The organism is Mesorhizobium sp. M7A.F.Ca.MR.176.00.0.0, assembly GCF_004023165.1.
GTDB lineage: Bacteria > Pseudomonadota > Alphaproteobacteria > Rhizobiales > Rhizobiaceae > Mesorhizobium.
Genome location: NZ_RZTC01000029.1, coordinates 44,962 through 63,492, shown reverse-complemented (window position 1 = coordinate 63,492; position 18,531 = coordinate 44,962). Strand labels below are relative to the sequence as shown.

22 protein-coding genes and 1 pseudogene are annotated in these 18,531 nt (G+C 62.3%); 5 read left to right on the top strand and 18 right to left on the bottom strand.

The features are described 5' to 3' along the window. The 5 genes from EOB59_RS12590 to EOB59_RS35275 form a co-directional block, all read right to left on the bottom strand. A partial coding sequence (locus EOB59_RS12590; protein ID WP_245486606.1) for an ABC-F family ATP-binding cassette domain-containing protein occupies positions 1 to 1,650 on the bottom strand: 1,650 nt, incomplete at its 3' end. Positions 1,651 to 1,774: 124 nt separating this feature from the next. After that, positions 1,775 to 2,224, bottom strand: a complete 450-nt coding sequence (locus tag EOB59_RS12585; protein ID WP_127268153.1) for a MucR family transcriptional regulator — start codon at positions 2,222 to 2,224, stop codon at positions 1,775 to 1,777. Between the two features lie 162 nt (positions 2,225 to 2,386). Next, positions 2,387 to 2,590 (bottom strand): hypothetical protein, encoded by a 204-nt coding sequence (locus EOB59_RS12580; RefSeq protein ID WP_128288461.1) that lies wholly within the window; start codon positions 2,588 to 2,590, stop codon positions 2,387 to 2,389. Further along, entirely contained in the window at positions 2,583 to 3,509 is a 927-nt protein-coding gene (locus EOB59_RS12575; protein ID WP_127810835.1) for a DMT family transporter, read from the bottom strand. Before EOB59_RS12575 ends, EOB59_RS12580 begins: the two co-directional genes overlap by 8 nt. Before the next feature lie 45 nt (positions 3,510 to 3,554). Next, a complete protein-coding gene (locus EOB59_RS35275) occupies positions 3,555 to 4,388 on the bottom strand; it encodes a hypothetical protein (protein ID WP_164873868.1) in 834 nt (277 codons plus the stop codon). A gap of 110 nt (positions 4,389 to 4,498) precedes the next feature. On the opposite strand from EOB59_RS35275, the gene EOB59_RS12560 reads away from it, so the two are divergent. After that, positions 4,499 to 5,458 carry a LysR substrate-binding domain-containing protein gene (locus tag EOB59_RS12560; RefSeq protein WP_027037936.1) on the top strand — a complete coding sequence of 320 codons (960 nt, stop codon included), beginning with the start codon at positions 4,499 to 4,501 and terminating at the stop codon, positions 5,456 to 5,458. A gap of 111 nt (positions 5,459 to 5,569) precedes the next feature. On the opposite strand, the gene EOB59_RS12555 is transcribed toward EOB59_RS12560, so the two are convergent. After that, positions 5,570 to 6,082, bottom strand: coding sequence for a DinB family protein (locus EOB59_RS12555; protein WP_127810836.1), 513 nt, complete (start codon positions 6,080 to 6,082; stop codon positions 5,570 to 5,572). 59 nt (positions 6,083 to 6,141) lie between these two features. Between EOB59_RS12555 and EOB59_RS12550 the strand changes: the two genes are divergently transcribed. Next, positions 6,142 to 6,834 (top strand): glutathione S-transferase family protein, encoded by a 693-nt coding sequence (locus tag EOB59_RS12550; protein WP_127397433.1) that lies wholly within the window; start codon positions 6,142 to 6,144, stop codon positions 6,832 to 6,834. A gap of 11 nt (positions 6,835 to 6,845) precedes the next feature. Here EOB59_RS12550 and EOB59_RS12545 read toward each other — a convergent pair whose 3' ends face one another. Next, positions 6,846 to 7,106, bottom strand: a complete 261-nt coding sequence (locus tag EOB59_RS12545) for a DUF2934 domain-containing protein (RefSeq protein ID WP_127331827.1) — start codon at positions 7,104 to 7,106, stop codon at positions 6,846 to 6,848. A gap of 370 nt (positions 7,107 to 7,476) precedes the next feature. Between EOB59_RS12545 and ndk the strand changes: the two genes are divergently transcribed. Continuing rightward, positions 7,477 to 7,899 carry a nucleoside-diphosphate kinase gene (gene ndk, locus EOB59_RS12540; RefSeq protein WP_013532476.1) on the top strand — a complete coding sequence of 141 codons (423 nt, stop codon included), beginning with the start codon at positions 7,477 to 7,479 and terminating at the stop codon, positions 7,897 to 7,899. Positions 7,900 to 7,962: 63 nt separating this feature from the next. Here the strand turns inward: ndk and EOB59_RS12535 are convergent, their stop codons facing one another. The 6 genes from EOB59_RS12535 to EOB59_RS12510 form a co-directional block, all read right to left on the bottom strand. Next, positions 7,963 to 8,748, bottom strand: a complete 786-nt coding sequence (locus tag EOB59_RS12535; protein WP_128288460.1) for a YbaY family lipoprotein — start codon at positions 8,746 to 8,748, stop codon at positions 7,963 to 7,965. 126 nt (positions 8,749 to 8,874) lie between these two features. Next, positions 8,875 to 9,345: a molybdenum cofactor biosynthesis protein MoaE gene (locus tag EOB59_RS12530; protein WP_128288459.1), complete on the bottom strand. Its 471-nt coding sequence runs from the start codon at positions 9,343 to 9,345 to the stop codon at positions 8,875 to 8,877. Position 9,346: 1 nt separating this feature from the next. Next, on the bottom strand, positions 9,347 to 9,604 hold the full coding sequence (gene moaD, locus EOB59_RS12525; RefSeq protein ID WP_127267618.1) for a molybdopterin converting factor subunit 1: 258 nt from the start codon (positions 9,602 to 9,604) through the stop codon (positions 9,347 to 9,349). 1 nt (position 9,605) lies between these two features. Beyond that, entirely contained in the window at positions 9,606 to 10,202 is a 597-nt protein-coding gene (pgsA, locus tag EOB59_RS12520; protein ID WP_023673449.1) for a CDP-diacylglycerol--glycerol-3-phosphate 3-phosphatidyltransferase, read from the bottom strand. 97 nt (positions 10,203 to 10,299) lie between these two features. After that, entirely contained in the window at positions 10,300 to 12,363 is a 2,064-nt protein-coding gene (gene uvrC / locus EOB59_RS12515) for an excinuclease ABC subunit UvrC (RefSeq protein WP_128288458.1), read from the bottom strand. Further along, positions 12,360 to 13,124, bottom strand: coding sequence for an SDR family oxidoreductase (locus EOB59_RS12510; protein ID WP_128288457.1), 765 nt, complete (start codon positions 13,122 to 13,124; stop codon positions 12,360 to 12,362). Before EOB59_RS12510 ends, uvrC begins: the two co-directional genes overlap by 4 nt. 413 nt (positions 13,125 to 13,537) lie before the next feature. On the opposite strand from EOB59_RS12510, the gene EOB59_RS12505 reads away from it, so the two are divergent. Next, a complete protein-coding gene (locus EOB59_RS12505) occupies positions 13,538 to 14,200 on the top strand; it encodes an outer membrane protein (RefSeq protein WP_027037944.1) in 663 nt (220 codons plus the stop codon). A gap of 120 nt (positions 14,201 to 14,320) precedes the next feature. Here the strand turns inward: EOB59_RS12505 and EOB59_RS12500 are convergent, their stop codons facing one another. After that, entirely contained in the window at positions 14,321 to 14,917 is a 597-nt protein-coding gene (locus tag EOB59_RS12500; RefSeq protein WP_031213750.1) for a glutathione S-transferase family protein, read from the bottom strand. A gap of 396 nt (positions 14,918 to 15,313) precedes the next feature. After that, positions 15,314 to 15,793 carry a histone gene (locus tag EOB59_RS12495; RefSeq protein ID WP_081734982.1) on the bottom strand — a complete coding sequence of 160 codons (480 nt, stop codon included), beginning with the start codon at positions 15,791 to 15,793 and terminating at the stop codon, positions 15,314 to 15,316. Between the two features lie 574 nt (positions 15,794 to 16,367). Between EOB59_RS12495 and EOB59_RS12485 the strand changes: the two genes are divergently transcribed. Beyond that, complete coding sequence (locus tag EOB59_RS12485; protein WP_128288456.1) at positions 16,368 to 16,673, top strand: transcriptional regulator; 306 nt, start codon at positions 16,368 to 16,370, stop codon at positions 16,671 to 16,673. 21 nt (positions 16,674 to 16,694) lie between these two features. Here EOB59_RS12485 and EOB59_RS12480 read toward each other — a convergent pair. From EOB59_RS12480 to EOB59_RS12470, 3 genes and pseudogenes are all read right to left on the bottom strand, one after another. Continuing rightward, positions 16,695 to 17,008 (bottom strand): annotated as a pseudogene (locus EOB59_RS12480) (LysE family transporter); the annotation flags it as partial. Positions 17,009 to 17,039: 31 nt separating this feature from the next. Further along, positions 17,040 to 17,876, bottom strand: coding sequence for a DMT family transporter (locus EOB59_RS12475; RefSeq protein ID WP_128288455.1), 837 nt, complete (start codon positions 17,874 to 17,876; stop codon positions 17,040 to 17,042). Beyond that, positions 17,873 to 18,454 carry a TetR/AcrR family transcriptional regulator gene (locus tag EOB59_RS12470; RefSeq protein ID WP_128288454.1) on the bottom strand — a complete coding sequence of 194 codons (582 nt, stop codon included), beginning with the start codon at positions 18,452 to 18,454 and terminating at the stop codon, positions 17,873 to 17,875. Before EOB59_RS12470 ends, EOB59_RS12475 begins: the two co-directional genes overlap by 4 nt. Between the last annotated feature and the right edge of the window lie 77 nt (positions 18,455 to 18,531).

Here is an 18,531-nt window from a genome sequence, read left to right as displayed (position 1 = left end):
GAAGGCAGCGCGGCGAGCCGCCGCATCGCGGCGGCGGTCGGCTTTTGATGCCTTGTCGGCCTCGCGCTTGCCGCGGCGGTCGCCGGAGACGCCGGTGACCAGCGTCTTGTAGTCCTCGAGATCGCCGTCATAGGGGTTGACCGCGCCGTCCTTGACCAGCCACAGGCGGTCGGCGGTTGCCTCCAGCAGATGGCGATCATGCGAGATCAGGATCACGGCGCCGGGAAATTCGTTCAGGGCATGGATCAGCGATTCGCGGCTATCGATGTCGAGATGGTTTGTCGGTTCGTCGAGGATGAACAGGTTTGGGCCCTCGAAGGCCGACAGCCCCATCAGCAGCCGCGCCTTCTCGCCGCCCGACAGATCCTTGGCGGCGGTGTTCATCTTCTCGGTCGTGAGGCCGAACTGGGCGACGCGGCCGCGCACCTTCGATTCCGGGGCCTCCGGCATCAGCCGGCGGACATGCTCGTAGGCGTTTTCGTCCGGCCGGAGGTCGTCGAGCTGGTGCTGGGCGAAGATCGCCACCTTCAACCCGGGCGCCACCGTCATGGTGCCACTCTCCTGCTTGAGCCGGCCGGACAGCAATTTGGCGAAGGTCGACTTGCCGTTGCCGTTGGCGCCGAGCAGCGCGATGCGGTCGTCGGCGTCGATGCGCAGCGTCATCTTCTTGAGGATCGGCTGACCCTCGGTGTAGCCGACATTGACGTTGTTCAGCGCCACGATCGGCGAGGCCACCGTCTTCACCGGCTCGGGGAAGGAGAACGGCCGCACCGAATCGTTCACGAGGGCCGCGATCGGCTTCATCTTTTCCAGTGCCTTGATGCGCGACTGTGCCTGTCTCGCCTTGGAGGCCTTGGCGCGGAACCGCTCGACGAAGGATTCCATGTGCTTGCGCGCGGCCTCCTGCTTGACCCGGCCCTTCTCCTGCAATTCCTTCTGCTCTGTATATTGACGTTCGAACTGGTCGTAGCCGCCGCGCCAGAAGGTCAGCTTCTTCTGGTCGAGGTGGACGATCGAATTGACGGCGCGGTTGAGCAGGTCGCGGTCGTGCGAGATCAAAAGCACGGTGTGCGGATATTTCGACACGTAGTTTTCCAGCCACAGCGTGCCTTCGAGATCGAGATAGTTGGTCGGCTCGTCGAGCAGCAGCAGGTCCGGCTCGGCAAACAGCACCGCAGCAAGCGCCACGCGCATGCGCCAACCGCCGGAGAAGGACGAGGCCGGACGCCGTTGCGCAGCGTCGTCGAAGCCCAGGCCTGCGAGAATGGTGGCGGCGCGGGATTCGGCTGAGTGCGCGTCGATATCGGCCAGCCGCATATGGATGTCGGCGATGCGGTGCGGATCGGTCGCCGTCTTTTCTTCTTCGAGCAGCGCCGTGCGTTCGAGATCGGCCTTGAGCACGATCTCGATCAGCGCATCCTCGGTGCCCGGCGCTTCCTGCGCCACCTGGCCGATGCGGGTGCTCTTCGGCAGGCTGATCGAGCCTGTCTCGGACGGGAAATCGCCGGTGATGGCCTTGAACAGCGTCGTCTTGCCGGTACCGTTGCGGCCGACAAGGCCGGCCTTGGTGCCGGCCGGCAAGGTCAGCGAGGCATGGTCGAGAAGCAGGCGTCCGGCCATGCGGAGCGATAGGTCGTTGATGATCAGCATGGCCGCGCTTTTGCACCGGACATCAACGCTTCGCAAGGCCTTGCCGGCCAGTTGGCCGCACAAGGCCTCGAAACGACGCCAGCGAGGGCGTCGTCAAAGCAGCCGAACAGTGGCTTGCCTGCTCTCAGGCAGTCGCCTTGCGCTTCGTTGCCTTGGCGACAGCGGCCGGCGCTGCTGCCGGCTTGCGGCCAAGTCCCGTCGACTTTGCCAGCGCCGATCGCGTCGCCGAGTAGTTTGGCGCAACCATCGGATAGTCCGGCGGCAAGCCCCATTTGGCCCGATAATCGTCCGGGCTCAGGCCGTAGTCGGTCCGCAGATGCCGCTTGAGCGACTTGAACTTCTTTCCGTCCTCAAGGCAAATGATGTAGTCGGGAAACACCGACTTCTTCGGATTGACTGCCGGAACCAGGTTTGGAGTTTCCGCGACAACTGCACCAGCGAGCTTGCGAACCGAAGCACTGACGCTGGCAATCAACTCAGGCAGGCCGGCAGCAGGAAGCGGATTGTTGCCTACATAGGCCGAGACAATATCGGCCGTCAGCTCGATAACGGTCTTATCATCGATATTTGACAATTCTTTCACCTTATTTGCGACAAAATCCTCCACCCCAGCGAAGACTTGTGTCGATGTATCTCTTTAACCGCGTCCCCCAACGGACCGCCAAGTCTCATAAAAGAATGAAGAATCGGCAAAAATAGCATTCATGCGAAATCGACGCCGTGCAAATTAGAAAATCTAATACTTGGAACCAGCAGACTTAGCGGCAGGACTTTCGTCCAATATCTCCAGAATACGCTTCCAGCGGGCGCAACGCGCGAAATCCTTTTGTTCTATGGCCTTTTCGGCCCTCATCGCGGCGTAGAGCGGTGCCTCGGCGCCGAATTCGTCGATCAGCCAATGCGCTTTCTGAATGGCCAGACGCTCATTCTCGTCAAACATGGTTTTCGACCTCCGAACGTTCCACACCGACCGCGACACAACTGCCGATGACGAGGATGGCTCCGACAATGGCCGTCACCGTCAGCCGTTCGCCGGATAAGGTCAAAAGCAGGGTCGAGGCGATCGGCGTGAGATAGGCGACCACCGCGACCCTGCCGCTGCCTTCAAGCTTCAAGGCGCGCGACCAGAAATAGTAGCCCAGGCCCATCGGACCGGCGCCGAGATAAAGGCCGAGGGCCAGATCCCCGCCGACGGGCCAGGTGAAACCGTCGCGAGCGCACCACAGAAACATCAAAGCGACGCCAATCAAAGAGGATGGCAGCAACAGGCGATCCGCTGGAGTGGCCACCCGTCCCACCATGATCGAATAGAAGGCCATGCATAGCGCGGACCCGAATGCGGCGAGATAGCCGACCAGATCGCCTTCGAACCAGGATTGGTTGCGCCCTCCCGAAATCACCAGTGCAACGCCGATGAAGCCCACCACCGCGGCGAGACCCAACAGTGCCGGACGCCGCGGATTTTCCAAGGCAATGACTGCCGCCGCGACCATCAACGGCCAGGTGTAGGCCACCAGATTGGCCTCGATCACCGGCATCGAAGCGAAGGCGATGTATTGCAGCACCATGGTGCCGACCAGGCCGATGAAGCCGACCGCGAGAGAGATGAGCGCCGCCCCGGCGGTGACCGGTACTACTCTTTCGCGGCTCATCAATCTGATAGCGGCGAAGACGAGTGCTGCGCCTGCAAATTGCAGGAACTGGACCTGCGACACCGGGTGGCTGGCCAGCAGGGATTTGCCGACCAGGGCATTGGTGGACCACAACGCCACCGCACCGGCAGCGAAGACCAACGCGGATATCGAGCCGGATCCCTGCCGAAACAATCGGCATGGGACTCTATGTTGCTGTTCGACCATGATCCTGTCCGAAAACCGGTTCCGACTTATCGGGGTCATGGTTCATTACCATGATTCCCTGGCGCCGCCCGGAACCGGTGCCTCGACGGCGGTGGGCACGGGATGCTCCGCCTCGAACCGACGATAGGCCGGCAGCTGATTGGTCCAGACATCTTCGGCCAGTTCGCTGACCCACTCACGGTCGTGGTCGTTGTCGGCGGCGAGATAGAACATTCTGTTATCGTCGACATAGGGCTTGGCCACCGAGCGCTGGTTGAGCACCAGCGTGACGCGCTCGCCGAACCGGATCGGAGCGGTGCGATGCAGGACGCCCAGGAATTGGCCGAGCGTCGCGTAGTTCATCTTGTGATCGATGCGCATGACACTGTTGCGCGGGATTTCGCGGCCGGCTTCGAGAATGGCGCGGCCGGTTTCGGAGTCGTCGCAGTAGATTTCGAGGTGGCCGCCGACCAGCGGATTGCTGATCGACAGCGGAATGAGCTCTGTGACCGGAACGCCATCGCAATGCCACTCCACGGCGCCGTCCTTTGGATTCATGAAGGTGACCGTCGAGCCGACGATCGATAGCGGATAGGGCTCCAGCTTGGTGCCCATCATGTCGGACAGCCGCTCCAGGCGCAGCTTGTCATGCAGCAATTCCTTGATCTGGGGGATGAAACGGTCGGCCCCGGTGATGAAGGTCAGATCGAGGTGCTTGTGCACGGCATGGCTGGCCTTGAGCTTCAGGGCAGCCTCCTCGATAGCTGCAAGCAGTGCCGGGTCATAGCCGTGCAAATATTGCGCGACACCGAAACTCGACACTTTCCAGGCGGTTTCATGGCCGATAATGGCTTCGCGGCTCATCGCATAACGCAGTTCGGGAATGGTATGGGCGTTCATTGTACTTCTCCAGGATGGGGGCAACACTTGGTAAACAGTCGATTAATTCACCCACCCCTGTAAAATTAGGAATGCTGGTGCTAGTGTAAGCCAAGCTTAAGGTCGAAACCGTGCGTCTGCTCAGTCAGGTCAACCTCAATTCGCTTAAAATCGTGGAGAGTGCTGCGAGGCACGGTAATTTCACGCGTGCCGGCGAAGAACAGTTTATTACCGCTTCAGCGGTCAGCCAGCGCGTGAAAAGCCTTGAGGATCAGCTTCGTTTCAAGATTTTCCAGCGCGGCGGCAATGCGGTGTCGTTGACGCCGGAGGGCGAGACCTATGTCTCGCGCGTTCGCGAGGCGCTGGAGCGAATCGTCGCCGCCAGCATGGAAGCGACCGGGCAATCGCAGGAGCATGTGCTAAAAATATCGGTGCTGCCGACCTTTGCGGCACGCTGGCTGTTTCCGCGCCTGCCGCTGTTCCAGCAGCAATATCCCGATATCGTAATGCGGGTCTCGACCTCCTACGCGACGCATGAGTTCACGGCCTCGGAATTCGATCTCGAAATCCGTTATGGCGACGGTCACTTTCACGGGCTGCAATCCGATCTGCTGTTTCGCGAAGACCTGACACCGGTGTGCAGCCGCAAGCTGTTCCACGAAGTTCTCGGCGATAAGCGGCTGTCGAAGGTGACACCGGACGACCTCAAGCACTTCACCCTGCTGCATTCCGACACCTGCACCCAGAATTGGCAATCCTGGCTTGGTTTCGCCGGCGCCAGCTTCGTGCTCAGCGAGACCAAGAGCATCTATTTCGACTCGTGCATGATGTCCTACGAGGCAGCCAATTCCGGGATGGGCTTTGCGGTGGCCAACCGTGCCTATATGGCCAGCGACATCCGCGCCGAAAGGCTGGTGGCTCCCTTCGCCGTCCACCACCCGAACACGGCTGGTTGGTATTTTGTTTCCCCGCTGAGAGGCCTTGCCGCACGCAAGGTCCAGTTGTTCAAGCAGTGGGTGATGGCGGAAGCGGCTCTGACGCAGTGCCAACTGGACAGCGAAATCAGGGGCGAGGCTTCGACGGCCGCCTGAATCTCGGGCAAGTATCCGGTGTGCCGGCTAATTTCAGATGCAAAGACAATGCTGCAGCACAAAATGCAGCGATAGTAGGCGCAAGCTCTTCGACCTTCGGACGGCACCGAATCAGGCGAAAGCTCTGCCCTCCTCGGTCCGCTGAAAAAGCATCAGGTCCAACCCCAGGCTTGGCCGTCCCAGGATGGTCAGGATCGTATGCGCCTGGCCGCGATGGTGGGTCTGGTGGTTGAAGACATGATCCAGCGCCGGCGCCAGCCTTTGCGAGACGGTGCGCATGTCCGAAACGGTCATGTAGGTGAAGCGGCCCGTCAACGCCTTGTCATTGAGGCCGCCGACCCAATCGATGATCCTCCTGTCCTCGGCTTCACGCGCCGCCCGCAGGCCGGTCAACCCCCAATGCAGGATGGCATCCAGTGTCGTCGGCGCGTCGCCCTCGCCGGTGAAGCGCTTCATCCAGATCCGGTCGGCCGTCAAAAGGTGGTTGAGCGTGCCCATCATCGAGCCGAAGAAGGCGCCGACATCGCGGTTGAATTCCTCGTCATCGAGTTCGGCGGCGGCATCATAGATGCGACCGTTGGCCCATTGATTATAGGCCGCAAACATCATGAAATGCTGTCTCATGGCTTCCCTCGGCTCACGTCGATGCGGGGCCTACCTAACCCGCAGGAACGCCGCCGCCAATGACCATTCTGCTCTATGATCTCGTCGGACGCGACACCACACGTCCGTTCAGCCCGCATTGCTGGAAGGTGGTGATGGCGCTTGCCCACAAGGGGCTCGACATATCGACCGTACCGACGCGCTTTCTCGAGGTGCCCGCTGTCGAGGGCGGCGTTTCGAAAACCGTTCCGGTGATCCGGGACGGCGAGACGGTCGTCGCGGATTCCTTCGCCATCGCGCTCTATCTCGATGAGGCCTATCCGGACCGGCCGACGCTGTTTGGCGGTGAAGGCGGCAAGGCGATGGCGCGCTTCGTCGAACGCTGGTCGCAAGTGACCATTCATCCCTACGTGACCACCGCGGCGATCATGGACCTCCATGCCATGCAGGACGCGGAAAACGCCGTCTATTTCCGCCAGAGCCGGGAGCAGCGTCTTGGCAAGCGGCTGGAGGAGGTGAAGGCCGCCAGGGAAGCTGGGCTCGGCAATTTCAGAGCCTCGCTGGAGCCATTGCGCTCGATGCTCTCCTATCAGCCATTCATCGGCGGCGCGGCGCCGCTGTTCAGCGACTATATCGTCTTCGGCGCCCTGCAATGGGCGCGCATAGCCTCGCCCTACCAACTGCTCGACGACGGCGACGTGGTGGCGCAGTGGTTCGCCCGCTGCCTCGACCTGCATGGCGGGCTGGGACGAAAGATCGCCGCCGCGGCTTGACGCCGTAAAGCTTACTTGGCCGCCGCCTTCTTTGGCTTGCCGGCCTTCGTGGCAGCCTTTGCCTCCTTGGGGGCGGCCTTTGCCTTGGCGGCGCCAGTTGCCTTCCTGGTTGGCTTTTTGGCCGCCGACTTGCCCGCGGCGTCCTCCTGGTCGACATCGGCGGCCGCCTGATGCCAATGGCGCTCATGATGTCCAGCCGGCTGGCCCTCTTGCAGCCAGAGCTGGTGCGCACGGTTGCGAATGCGTTCCTGACGATCGTCTGTCATGGTCATGGTGTCTCCATACGGCCCGACCTCAGCGCGGCGCCGACACGCGAGTATAGCAAGCAACGCGTTGCTGTGTAGCCGTCTGATCTCGGCTTCGGGAGCACAGAAAAGCGCAGCGGCCTGCCCTTCGCTATCGCTCCCTGCCCTTCGGGCGTTCAAACCCTTTGAAAGGTCCACTGGACCTTTCAATCCGCCCGAAGGCGGACCGGGCTTTCACCGTTCGTCGCTCGGAGCCAAGCAATTGGCTTTCCGTCCGCTTCGCGGACCATCCCTCACCCCTTTGGCCTCACCCCTTTGGCCTCACCCCTTGGCAATGGGCCGGGCGGCTTGTATAGAGCCCGCCACTCTCAATTCCATTCTCAGACAAGGACGACCCATGGCGCTCGAACGCACATTTTCCATGATCAAGCCGGACGCAACCCGGCGCAATCTCACTGGTGCCATCACCAGGATGCTGGAAGAGGCAGGCCTGCGCGTCATCGCCTCGCGCCGGGTCTGGATGAGCCGCCGCGAAGCGGAAGGCTTCTATGCCGTCCACAAGGACCGCCCCTTCTTCGGCGAACTGGTTGAATTCATGTCGTCGGCACCGACCGTCGTCCAGGTGCTGGAAGGCGAGAACGCCATTGCCAGGAACCGCGAAGTGATGGGCGCCACCAACCCGGCCAACGCCGCCGAAGGCACCATCCGCAAGGTTCACGCGCTGTCGATCGGCGAAAACTCGGTGCACGGCTCCGACGCGCCGGAGACTGCGGCAGAAGAAATCAAGTACTGGTTCTCGGACACCGAGATCGTCGGCTGAGCGATAGTCCAGACCTTGGATTACGTGAAAAGGCCGGCGTTTCGCCGGCCTTTTTCGTCGGGGTCAGCTCGCCGCGCTGAAGCGCAGGATCTCGCGGCCATCCTTGTCTGATATGATGAGCTTTCCGGCATCGACACGGTATGACGCCGCCTTGGCCAACGCATCGAACAGCGCCTTTTCCTCGGCCATCACCTCGGGCGCACAGGCCTTGTAGGTCGAGCCGATGTCCCTGATCGCGATCGTTTGCCCATCGAGTTTGGCGGTGGCGAAGTAGGTGTTGCAGGGGCCGCTGCCGCCCGCCTTGCCGGCCCCGCTGACCCTGAACGTCGCTTGCGGGGCAGCAATAGCGCCGATGCCGTCGATATAGTCGACCAGCCAGAGCTGGTCGAAGACGGAAGCCGTCGGCTCGGCACTCGGGGTGACCATCTTCAGCATGATGGTCTGCGGCACGTCGGCCAACGGATCGACCTGATGGCGCATATCGGAGATGAACAGCAGCTTGTCGTCGACGGTGATGCGGGCTTGCAACGCGTAAGTCATCTGCGACCGGATGACCGAAGGGTCGAATTTGATCTCGAAGCTGATCGGCACCTGGCCTGCCGGCTTTACTTGCTGCTCACCGATGATGGTGGCCGGCGCGTCGGCCAGCGACACGTCCGCCAGCTGGACGGAGAGCACGGCACTGGGCGGCAAGGCAATGCGCTCGCGATAGATCACCTCGCCTCTCACGGCCCTTTCGGCGGCACTCACGGCCCTTTCGGCGGCAACAGACTGCTCCGGAACGGCCAATATGCCGACGACCAGAGGCACGAAACCGAAGATCAAGAACTCCGCGATCCTGTCCAGCATGACCATCTCCCTCACCCCGGGCTGCCAATGCCCCGGGCTGCCAATGCCCAGGGTTGCCAATGCCCGGGCTTACCAATCCCGCCAATTGGCCAAAGGATTGCGGTCAATGCATGGCTGCGGCGGATCTTACGGTTTCCAGCGTTGCGCTGCCCTTGCATCGGCTTCCTTGGCCTCGACCCAGCCACCCTCCGAGCCGTCAGCCCGATGCTCCTTCTTCCAGAAAGGCGCGCGCGATTTGAGATAGTCCATCAGAAAATTCGCCGCCTCGAACGCCGCATGGCGATGCGCCGAGGCTGCCACCACCAGCACGATGTTCTCGCCGGGCGCGATCTTGCCGTGGCGGTGGATGGCGGTGAGGCCCTGCAGCGGCCAGCGCTGAACCGCTTCAGTGGCGATGCGGGTGATCTCGGCCTCCGCCATGCCGGGATAATGTTCGAGCTCAAGCGCCGACAGCGCGCCCTGCTCGTCGCGGCAAAGGCCGGAGAAGGTCACCACGGCGCCGATATCGGCGCGGCCTTGCGTCAGTCTGGCGATCTCGGCGGCGACGTCAAAATCCTGGCGCTGAATGCGCACGACAGGCAAGACCGCGCCGCTCATGTCAGCCCCCGGTCATCGGCGGGAACAGCGCGATTTCGCGGGCGCCCGCGATCTTCTCGCGGTGCTCGACATGTTCCTGGTTGATGGCGACGCGGATCACGTCGGGATATTGCAGAGCGTGCTCGTAGCCATCGCCGCGCGATTTCAGCCAGCGCAGGAGATCGGTCACCGTCTCGATGCCCGCAGGCAGGTCGACATCCTCCTCAGCCATGCCGATGCGTTCGCGCACCCAGGCAAAATAGATGAGCCGTGTCGTCATCTCACTCGTCCATGATGTGCTTGAGGCCGGCGCGGAAATAGTCGTAGCCCGTATAGAGTGTCACCAGCGCCGCGATCCACAGCAGCACCAGCCCGGTCTGGGTGGTCAGCGGAAAGATCTTGTCGCCGGCCGGTCCGGCCAAGAGGAACGCTATGGCGACCATCTGGATGGCGGTCTTCCATTTTGCCAACTGCGTCACCGGCACCGAGACTTTCAGCGCCGCCAGATACTCGCGCAGGCCCGAAACCAGGATTTCACGGCACAGGATGATGATCGCCGCCCACAACGACCAGCCGGCAATGCCCGCATGGCGATCGGTATCGGCGGCCAGCAGCAGCAGGCATGTGGCGACCAGCAGCTTGTCGGCGATCGGGTCGAGCATCTTGCCGATGTTGGAGGTCTGCTGCCAGGCGCGTGCCAGATAGCCGTCCAGATAATCGGTGATCGAGGCGAGCAGGAAGATGATCAGCGCCGACCAGCGGGCAAAGTCGCTCGACTTCAGATGTCCTTCGAGAAAAAAGCACAGCACCACCAGCGGCACCGCGACGATGCGGGCGTAGGTGAGCATATTGGGCAGGTTGAACGCGCGCTTGGCCATGTCTGGGAAACTCTTTCTGCCTGCCTACTCAAATCAGATGCGAATGTAGGGGGTCAACAGGCCAGATTCGACAGGCCAGATGAAAGTGCCGGATTTTTCAACTCTCGTGGAAATGATTGTAGACCAGTTTCGCCACCTGTTCGGAAATTCCGTCGACTTTCCGCAGATCCTCGATGGCCGCGCGGCTGACCGCCTTGGCGGTGCCGAATGCCAGCAGCAATGCCCGCTTGCGGCCGGGACCGATGCCGCTGATCTCGTCGAGCGGACTCTTGACCATCTCCTTCTTGCGGCGCGCCCGATGCGAACCGATGGCGAAACGGTGGACCTCGTCGCGCAGGCGCTGGACGAAATAGAGCACGGGATCGCGAACCGGCAGCGAAAACGAGTCCCTGCCTTTGACGAAGAAACGCTCACGGCCGGCATCGCGGTCCTGGCCCTTGGCGATGCCGATGGCCACCACCCGGTCCTCGATGCCGAGATCGGCGAGGATCTTGCGCACCGCGGTCATCTGGCCCTGGCCACCGTCGATCAGGATGACATCGGGCCAGGCCGGGAAGCTGCCGGAGATATCGTCCTCCATATCGTCCGCCGAACCATCAGCCGCATCCCCAGCCGGGACATCGCCATGCTCCTTCAGCAGCCGCGAAAAACGTCGCTCCATCACCTCGCGCATCATGCCGAAATCGTCGCCAGGTGTGATCTCGGTCGAGCGGATGTTGAATTTCCGGTACTGGTTCTTCACGAACCCTTCCGGTCCGGCGACGACCATGGCGCCGACCGCGTTGGTGCCCATGATGTGTGAGTTGTCGTAAACCTCGATGCGCACCGGCGGCTTGGCCAGGCCGAATGTCTCGGCGAAACCGGCAAGCAGGCGTCCCTGGGTGGAGGTTTCAGCCAGCCGGCGTCCGAGCGCTTCGCGGGCATTCTGCAAAGCGTTGTCGGTCAGGTCCTTCTTCTCGCCGCGCTGCGGCACGGAGATCGCGACCTTGCGGCCAGTTCGGGTGGAGAGCGCCTCGGCCAGCAGTTCCTGATCCTCGACGCCATGCGACAGAAGAATGTTCCGCGGCGTCGGCTTGTCGTCATAGAACTGCGCCAGGAACGAACCCAACACCTCGGCTGCTTCCAACGCCGGATCGGCCTTGGGGAAATAGGCGCGGTTGCCCCAGTTCTGGCCGGTGCGGAAGAAGAACACCTGGATGCAGACCTGGCCGCCTTCCTGATGGATGGCGAAGACATCGGCTTCGTCGACGGTCGCCGGATTGATGCCCTGGTGGCTCTGCACATGCGACAGGGCCGCCAACCGGTCGCGATAGATCGCGGCGCGCTCGAAATCGAGAGATTCCGACGCCTGCTGCATGGCGGCCGAGATTTCCGTCTTCACCTTCTGGCTGCGGCCGGACAAGAAGTCCTTCGCCTCGCCGACCAGGTCGGCATAGTCCTGATGCGAGACTTCGCCGGTGCAGGGACCAGCGCAGCGCTTGATCTGATAAAGCAGGCATGGCCGCGTGCGGTTCTCGTAGAACGAGTTGGTGCAACTCCTGAGCAGGAAGGCGCGCTGCAGGGAGTTGATGGTACGGCCAACGGCACCGGCCGAGGCAAACGGGCCGAAATAATCGCCTTTGCGCGAGCGCGCGCCGCGATGCTTGTAGATGCCCGGCGAGACATGGTCGCCGGTCAAGAGAATGTAGGGAAACGACTTGTCGTCGCGCATCAGGACGTTGAATCGCGGCCGCAAGCGCTTGATAAGATTGGCTTCAAGCAGCAGCGCTTCGATCTCGGTGCGGGTGACGACGAACTCCATCGTCGACGTCTCACGCACCATGCGGCCGATGCGGGTGGTGTGGAAGCGGCCTTGCGCGTAGTTGGTGACGCGCTTCTTCAGGCTGCGCGCCTTGCCGACATAGAGCACATCGCCGGCAGCGTTCATCATGCGGTAGACGCCGGGCGCGTTGGGAAGCCGCTTGACCAGCGTCTGGATCACCTCGGCGCCGATCATGCCTTCCGCGTCGCCGGCATGCGGCGTCCAGTCGATGGCGGTGAAGGCGACATCGGGACCGACGGTTTCAACGATCTCCTCGACCGCCTCGTCCTCGAGGTCGATATCGGGGGGCAGATCGTCGGCGCCGCCGCGCGGCTTGCTTTTGTGGTCTACAGGACTCATTCCGTCATGCCTGTCACATCGGGCGTCTGCCATGCAAGATGCTGGCCGCCATCAAGCGCGATCATCTGGCCGGTGACCGAGCGCGCTTCCCAGAGATAGCGGATTGTGGCGCCGAATTCCGGCAATTCCGGGCCGCGCTTGAGGACCAAGCCATCCACCTGTGCGGCAAAATCGCTGTCGTCCTGACGCGCGTTCTTCAGTGTCGGCCCCGGGCCGATGGCATTGACGCGGATGCTGGGGCCGAGCGCTTGCGCCATCATCTGGGTGGCCGTCCACAGCGTCGACTTGGACAGCGCATAGGAGAAGTAGCGCGGCGTCGGACGCCAGACGCGCTGGTCGATCATGTTGACGATCAGGCCCTCCTGCCCTGCCGGCAACGCCCGGGCGAAATTCTGCGCCAGCAGCGCGGGCGCTTTCACATGGACGGCAAAGTGCCGGTCCCAGGCCCGCCAGTCGAAATCCAGAACCGAATCGTCCTCGAACAGCGACGCATTGTTGACCAGCAGCGGGATCGGCCCGAGCGCTGCTTGCACCTGGCCGACAAGATCGTCGACGGCGTCCATATCGGTCAGGTCGGCGGCGACCACGGCGGCGCGGCCACCTCCGGCGATGATTTTGGCAGCCAACGCATCGGCCTCGATGCGCGAGCGGTTGCAATGGATGGCGACGGCAAAACCGTGCGCGGCGAGATCCTCGACGATCGCCCTGCCGATCCGCCTGGCCCCGCCCGTCACCAGCGCCGTGACAGTGGCTTTGCTCATATGGTGTCAATCCTCAATTTCGGCCCGAAAAAGCGGTGCCGGCGAAATATGGCCCGGCATGCGTTAAATGGTGTTCGCACCTTGGGCAGCATTGTGGCGAAACGGCCGTTTGAACATCCCGGCCCGCCCTGGACTCGGGCGCGCACGACCGCAATATAGGGTGCTGGAGTCCTTGCACCAAGCGGTGTGCAGCGCAGCATGGGATGGTTCCTGCCATTTCGCTGTTGCGAAGATGCAACGTCAAGGTTCTGCCTCATTCGTGCCGGGGAATGACCCAAGTTCAGGTTCGCTTCAGCCGCATTTTGACACGACATTTGGAACCGACGAACGCCAGATCCGTTTCACCCCCCGGACGGGTAGATGGCGATCGTGAGAAACAAGCCTGTGTCCTGTGGCTTAAGGAGTAAAGAACAATGCAAGCCAATCTCAAATTCGCACGGCCGCTGGCCGTTGCGCTTGGGCTCTTCGCCCTCAGCGGAACTGCCTATGCTGCTGACGTGGTTTCGGAAGAGCCGCCGGCACCTGCGCCGATCGCTGAACTTCCGGTCGCTTCGTGGGCCGGCCCCTACGCCGGTCTCAACGTCGGCTATGGCTTCAGCGGCCATACCAAGGAAAAGGATCTGGGTGTTGACAATGTTGACGTCGGCACCAAGGGTTTCGTCGGCAGCGTCTTCGGCGGCTACCAGTGGCAGCAGGAGAACTTCGTCTACGGCGCTGAAGCCGAACTCGGCTACAACGGCGTCAAGGGCGACGAGAATGGCGTCAATTCCAAGGCAGGGTTCGAAGGCTCGCTTCGTGCCCGTCTTGGCTACGCCGTGACCCCGGAAATCCTGCTCTATGGCACCGGCGGTCTCGCCGGAAGAAGCCTGAAGGTCGAAGACGACCTGTATGGTTCGGACCGCGCCACGATGCTCGGCTGGACCGCCGGTCTCGGCACCGACATCAAGCTGACCGACAATGTCTTCGGCCGCGTCGAGTATCGTTACACCGACTTCGGCAGCAAGAGCTTCGACGGCATCGGCAAGGTCAAGGCCACCGACAACCGCGTCACCTTCGGCGTCGGTATGAAGTTCTAAGTCGTTCAAGCCACGACACGAAAAAGCCGGGCCTCGCGCCCGGCTTTTTTTGTGTCTGAGTGATTTTCCCGGGGGGTGATCGCCCGATAACCCGGGAAATCAATTCCGGGCAATCGGCTATCAACCAGGAATGCAGGGCTTCAGTTCTGGAAACTTCTCGTCGAAGCGTGCCGCCCATCGCGTCAGCCGGGCGCGACCCTTCTCCCATTTTCCGGCAAAGCGCAGCGAGAGATAGCCAAGGCAGGCGCGCAGCGCCATCTGGCCGGCGGTAATCTTCTTCGGCAGCTTCGGCGGGTTGGCATTCAGCAGGTCGAGTGCCGCCGTGATCTTCGCCCACTGGCGATCGAGCCAAGGCTGATAGACCATCTCCTCAGGCCGCGTGCGCCTTTCATAAACCATCGACAGCGCGCAGTCGCAAATGCCGTCGGCCAATGCCTCCAGCACTTCCGCCTCGAGCCGCTTGTCGGGATTGCGTGGAAAAAGCGCGTTCTTCGACAAACGGTTGAGGTGCTGGGTGATGGCGCGACTGTCGTGGATGGAGCGACCGTCGTCGAGCACCAGAACCGGGATCTTGCCGAGCGGGTTGGCGTCGACCAGTTCGGCCGGTTTGTCCTCGGTTTTGACCGCCACCGTTTCGATGTCGATGCCGGCATAGGCTGCTGCCATGCGCACTTTGGAACTGTAGGGAGAGGTGGACGCATAGAGCAGTCTGGGCATGATCGGTTTCCTGTTTTGCAGGCCGGCAGTGTTGACCGATCAGGCGCGATCGAGCAATGGCCAGAAGCGGAAAACCCGACCGCCAGCGACTCATCGGCCGGGGCCGTTTGGCGAGCGCTCCATGAAGACGGTGCTTCATCACATAGTCGAATCGCAGGGATCACTCAGCCGACAGCCAAGACCGAAGAGCCTCGCGCCGACATTTCATCAAGCGCATGAATGACACAAAAAAAGCCCCACCGGACTCCGCCCTATGGCGAAGTCCTGGGAGCTGCGAAAAGATATCCTCCGTCCGCCTCTGTTCTCGCCTTCCGACTGCCAAACAACGAGCGGGGCGCCTGTCAGGCACCCGCCTCTTGACTGTTTCGGCACCGCCCCCGGCGAGGGAAGACGCGACTACTTCTTGCCGGCCTTCGCGGGTGCTGCCTTCGGCTTGGCCGCAGGTGCCGCTTTCTTCACCGGCGCTGAAGATTTCGCTGCCGCTGCCTTCTTTGCCGGTGCAGCCTTCGCAGCCGGCTTCTTGGCCGGTGCAGCCTTGGCAGGTGCAGCCTTGGCAGCCGGTTTCTTTGCAGGCGCTGCCTTCTTCGCTGCGGGTTTCGCGGCGGCCTTCGCTGCAGGCTTCTTGGCTGGTGCCGCCTTCGCCGCCGGCTTTGCCGCTGCCTTGGCGGGTGCTGCTTTCTTCACTGCCGGTTTCGCAGCAGCTTTCGCTGCCGGCTTCTTGGCCGGTGCTGCTTTTGCCTTGGCCGCCGCGGCCTTCGGCTTGGCAGCGGGTGCTGCTTTCTTCACTGCAGCTGCGACCTTCGCCGTCGCTGCTTTTGCGGGTGCTTTCTTTGCCGGTGCCTTCGACGCCGGCGCTTTGGATGACTGCTTAGCCATGCGATGCCCCTTCCGTTGTGCCGACGGCCGTAATGACCCGGCGCGCTCATGCATATCTGACTCGCGGCTTGCTAGCCAGCGAAGCAATAGACTGATTTTCGCAACTTAACTTTCGGTTACGATCGGCACATGATCGTGCTGATCGTCGCAGAAATTCACTGCTGATCTTCGACCATCGGCTAGAATGTGTCGCCGACATTCTCCACACTCCGCGGGAGCGCTCTTCTCGTGAAGCTCCGAAGATCAGCGAACAGCTTTGCGTGTCGATCTTCGTCCGCCAATATCATGACCACAACCTCAGCGGTGCGATCATCTCATGCAGGCGGACGATCTATACTGCAATGCGCCAGCCGGCCAATGCATCACCTTGTCAAGCGCGATCGCAGACCCGGTTTCTCGTGAATTGACAGACTACTCTATATGGCAGAGTATTCTGCACGGCATGCCGGAGTACTTCGATGTCCATCGCACAGGGGCAAATGGCGCTGTCGCCGTTCGAGATTGCCAAGACGGTCCGCCACGGCGGCGGCATGGTTGTCGGTGGCCTCCGGCTTGGCTGCACCGGAGCCGATCGATGAGTGCCGACGAAATCATCCACCAGAGCACTCGGCTCAGGATCATGGCCGCGCTGAACATGCTGGAAAGGCGCCAAACGATGGACTTCACCGGGCTGAAGGCCATCGTGGACGTCACCGACGGGAATCTCGGCGCGCATCTCGATACGCTGGCCAGGGCCGGTTATGTCGACATCGAAAAGCTGTTCGTCGGCCGCCGGCCGCAGACGCGCGTCAGGGCGACGACCAGCGGACGGCGCGCATTCCGCGGCCACGCCGCATTCCTGCGCAAGATCATCGATCAGGCGATGCCGCGCAGGAAATAACGCGGCGACTGGGCAATCCGCTCAGCGCGCGGCAACAACGGCAACGCCGGCGCCGATCATCACACCGCCCGCCGCGCGGTCACCCGGCGTACGATCCCTGGCGTACGCAACAGGCTGCGGGCGCGGCCGGCGAGGATGACATGAACGCCGATCACCACCGCTTCAACAGCCAGGATCACCATCATCAGCACACCAAGATGAGCAGCATTGAGCGATGCGCCGACGCCGCTAGGCAACAGCGCGACGTAGAACAACGGCATCTTCGGATTGCCAAGATTGAGCGCGATGCCGGTGGCAAAAATCGTCAGCAGCCCTCGCCGTCCTGAGACGGGCTGCCGTCCAGAATCTTCGCGATCCGCATTTCCGTCACGGCTGATAGCCGAGGCAGATGGCGCCGAGCGCGACGATAGCGCAGGCGCCGACCCGCCGCGGCGTCAGCATCTCGCCGAGGAACAGGCGTCCGATGAAGGCCGCGAAGACGACGCTGGTTTCGCGGATCGCGGTGATCGGACCTGCTGGTCCGAGCGCGAAGGCCGCGACCACGACACCGTAGGCCAGAAGTGCAAACAGGCCTCCGCCCAGCGCCTTCCAGGTTTCAGGCGCGCGCAGATCGACAATGAGCCGGCCACGGCAGGCGACGAAGGCCGCCGGCAGCAACGCGCCGTAAATCAGCAGGACCCATGCGGTGTAAGCGCCGGCATTTCCCGCCGCCCGAACGCCGAGCGCATCGACAGTCGCATAGGCGGCGATGATCGCTCCCGTTGCCAATGCATAGAATATCGATGTCGTGGCGGCCCTGCCCCTTCCAAGAGAAAGACCCATGATGCCGCCCGCGACCAGCGCGACGCCGACGGTCTGCGGCAGAGTGAGCTGCTGGTTGGCCAGGAAGAACCCGCCGAGCGTGACAAGCAGCGGCACGCTGCCGCGAACGATCGGATAGACCTGCCCCAGTTCGCCATATCTATAGGCGGCCACGAGAAACAAGGTGTAGCCAACCTGCAGGCAGGCCGAGAGCACGATATAGGACCAGGCCGGCGCGGCCGGAAGGTCGTGGAAGAAGGCGAAGGGGATGGCGAGCGCCGTGCTTGAAAAGCTCATGACGGTGACGGTCCACAACCGGTCGGCCCCCGTGCGCAGGAACGCGTTCCAGCTTGCGTGCAGGATCGCCGCAAACAATGCGAGCCCGATGACCAGCGGGCTCATTGCGGCCGGCGCGAGGCGGCAACGATGCCCATGGCCGCCTTGCGGGAGTCGCGAATGGCGGCTTCGGTCTGCCCCATCTGCGCCAGCAAGGTCGCACCTTCGATCAGCATAAGCAGCGTCGCCGCCACGCTCTCGGCGCGGCCGTGCGGCATCATCTCTTCGAGGATAGACTGCATGCGCCGCTTGAGGCCGTTCTTCTGCCTGACAACGGCCTCGAAAATCGGATGCCCGGGATCGCCGAACTCGGCCAGCGCATGTGCGAACAGACAGCCATGGAAATCCGGGCTGCGGAACCAGCGTGCATGCCAGTCGAAGATTTTTCCGATTTTCTGCTCCGGCGGAACGTCCTCCTGGGCGAGCCGGTCGAGTTGGCGGTCGAAACGCATAGCGCGATAGTCGAGCACCTCGACGATCAGTTCGTCCTTGCTGGGAAAGTGGCGATACATCGTCATCTTGGCCACATCGGCTTCGGCGATGATCCGGTCGATACCGGTGGCATGGAAGCCGGCGCGCTTGAACAGCACGTAGGCCGTGTCAACGACGTGCTGGCGCTTGCCGGAAGCGGACGATGGCGTCATGGAGATTACCTAGTAGTGAGACAGGTCTGTCTCACATCCATGCGACGGATCGGACCTGCTGTCAACGCGGCGCGAAA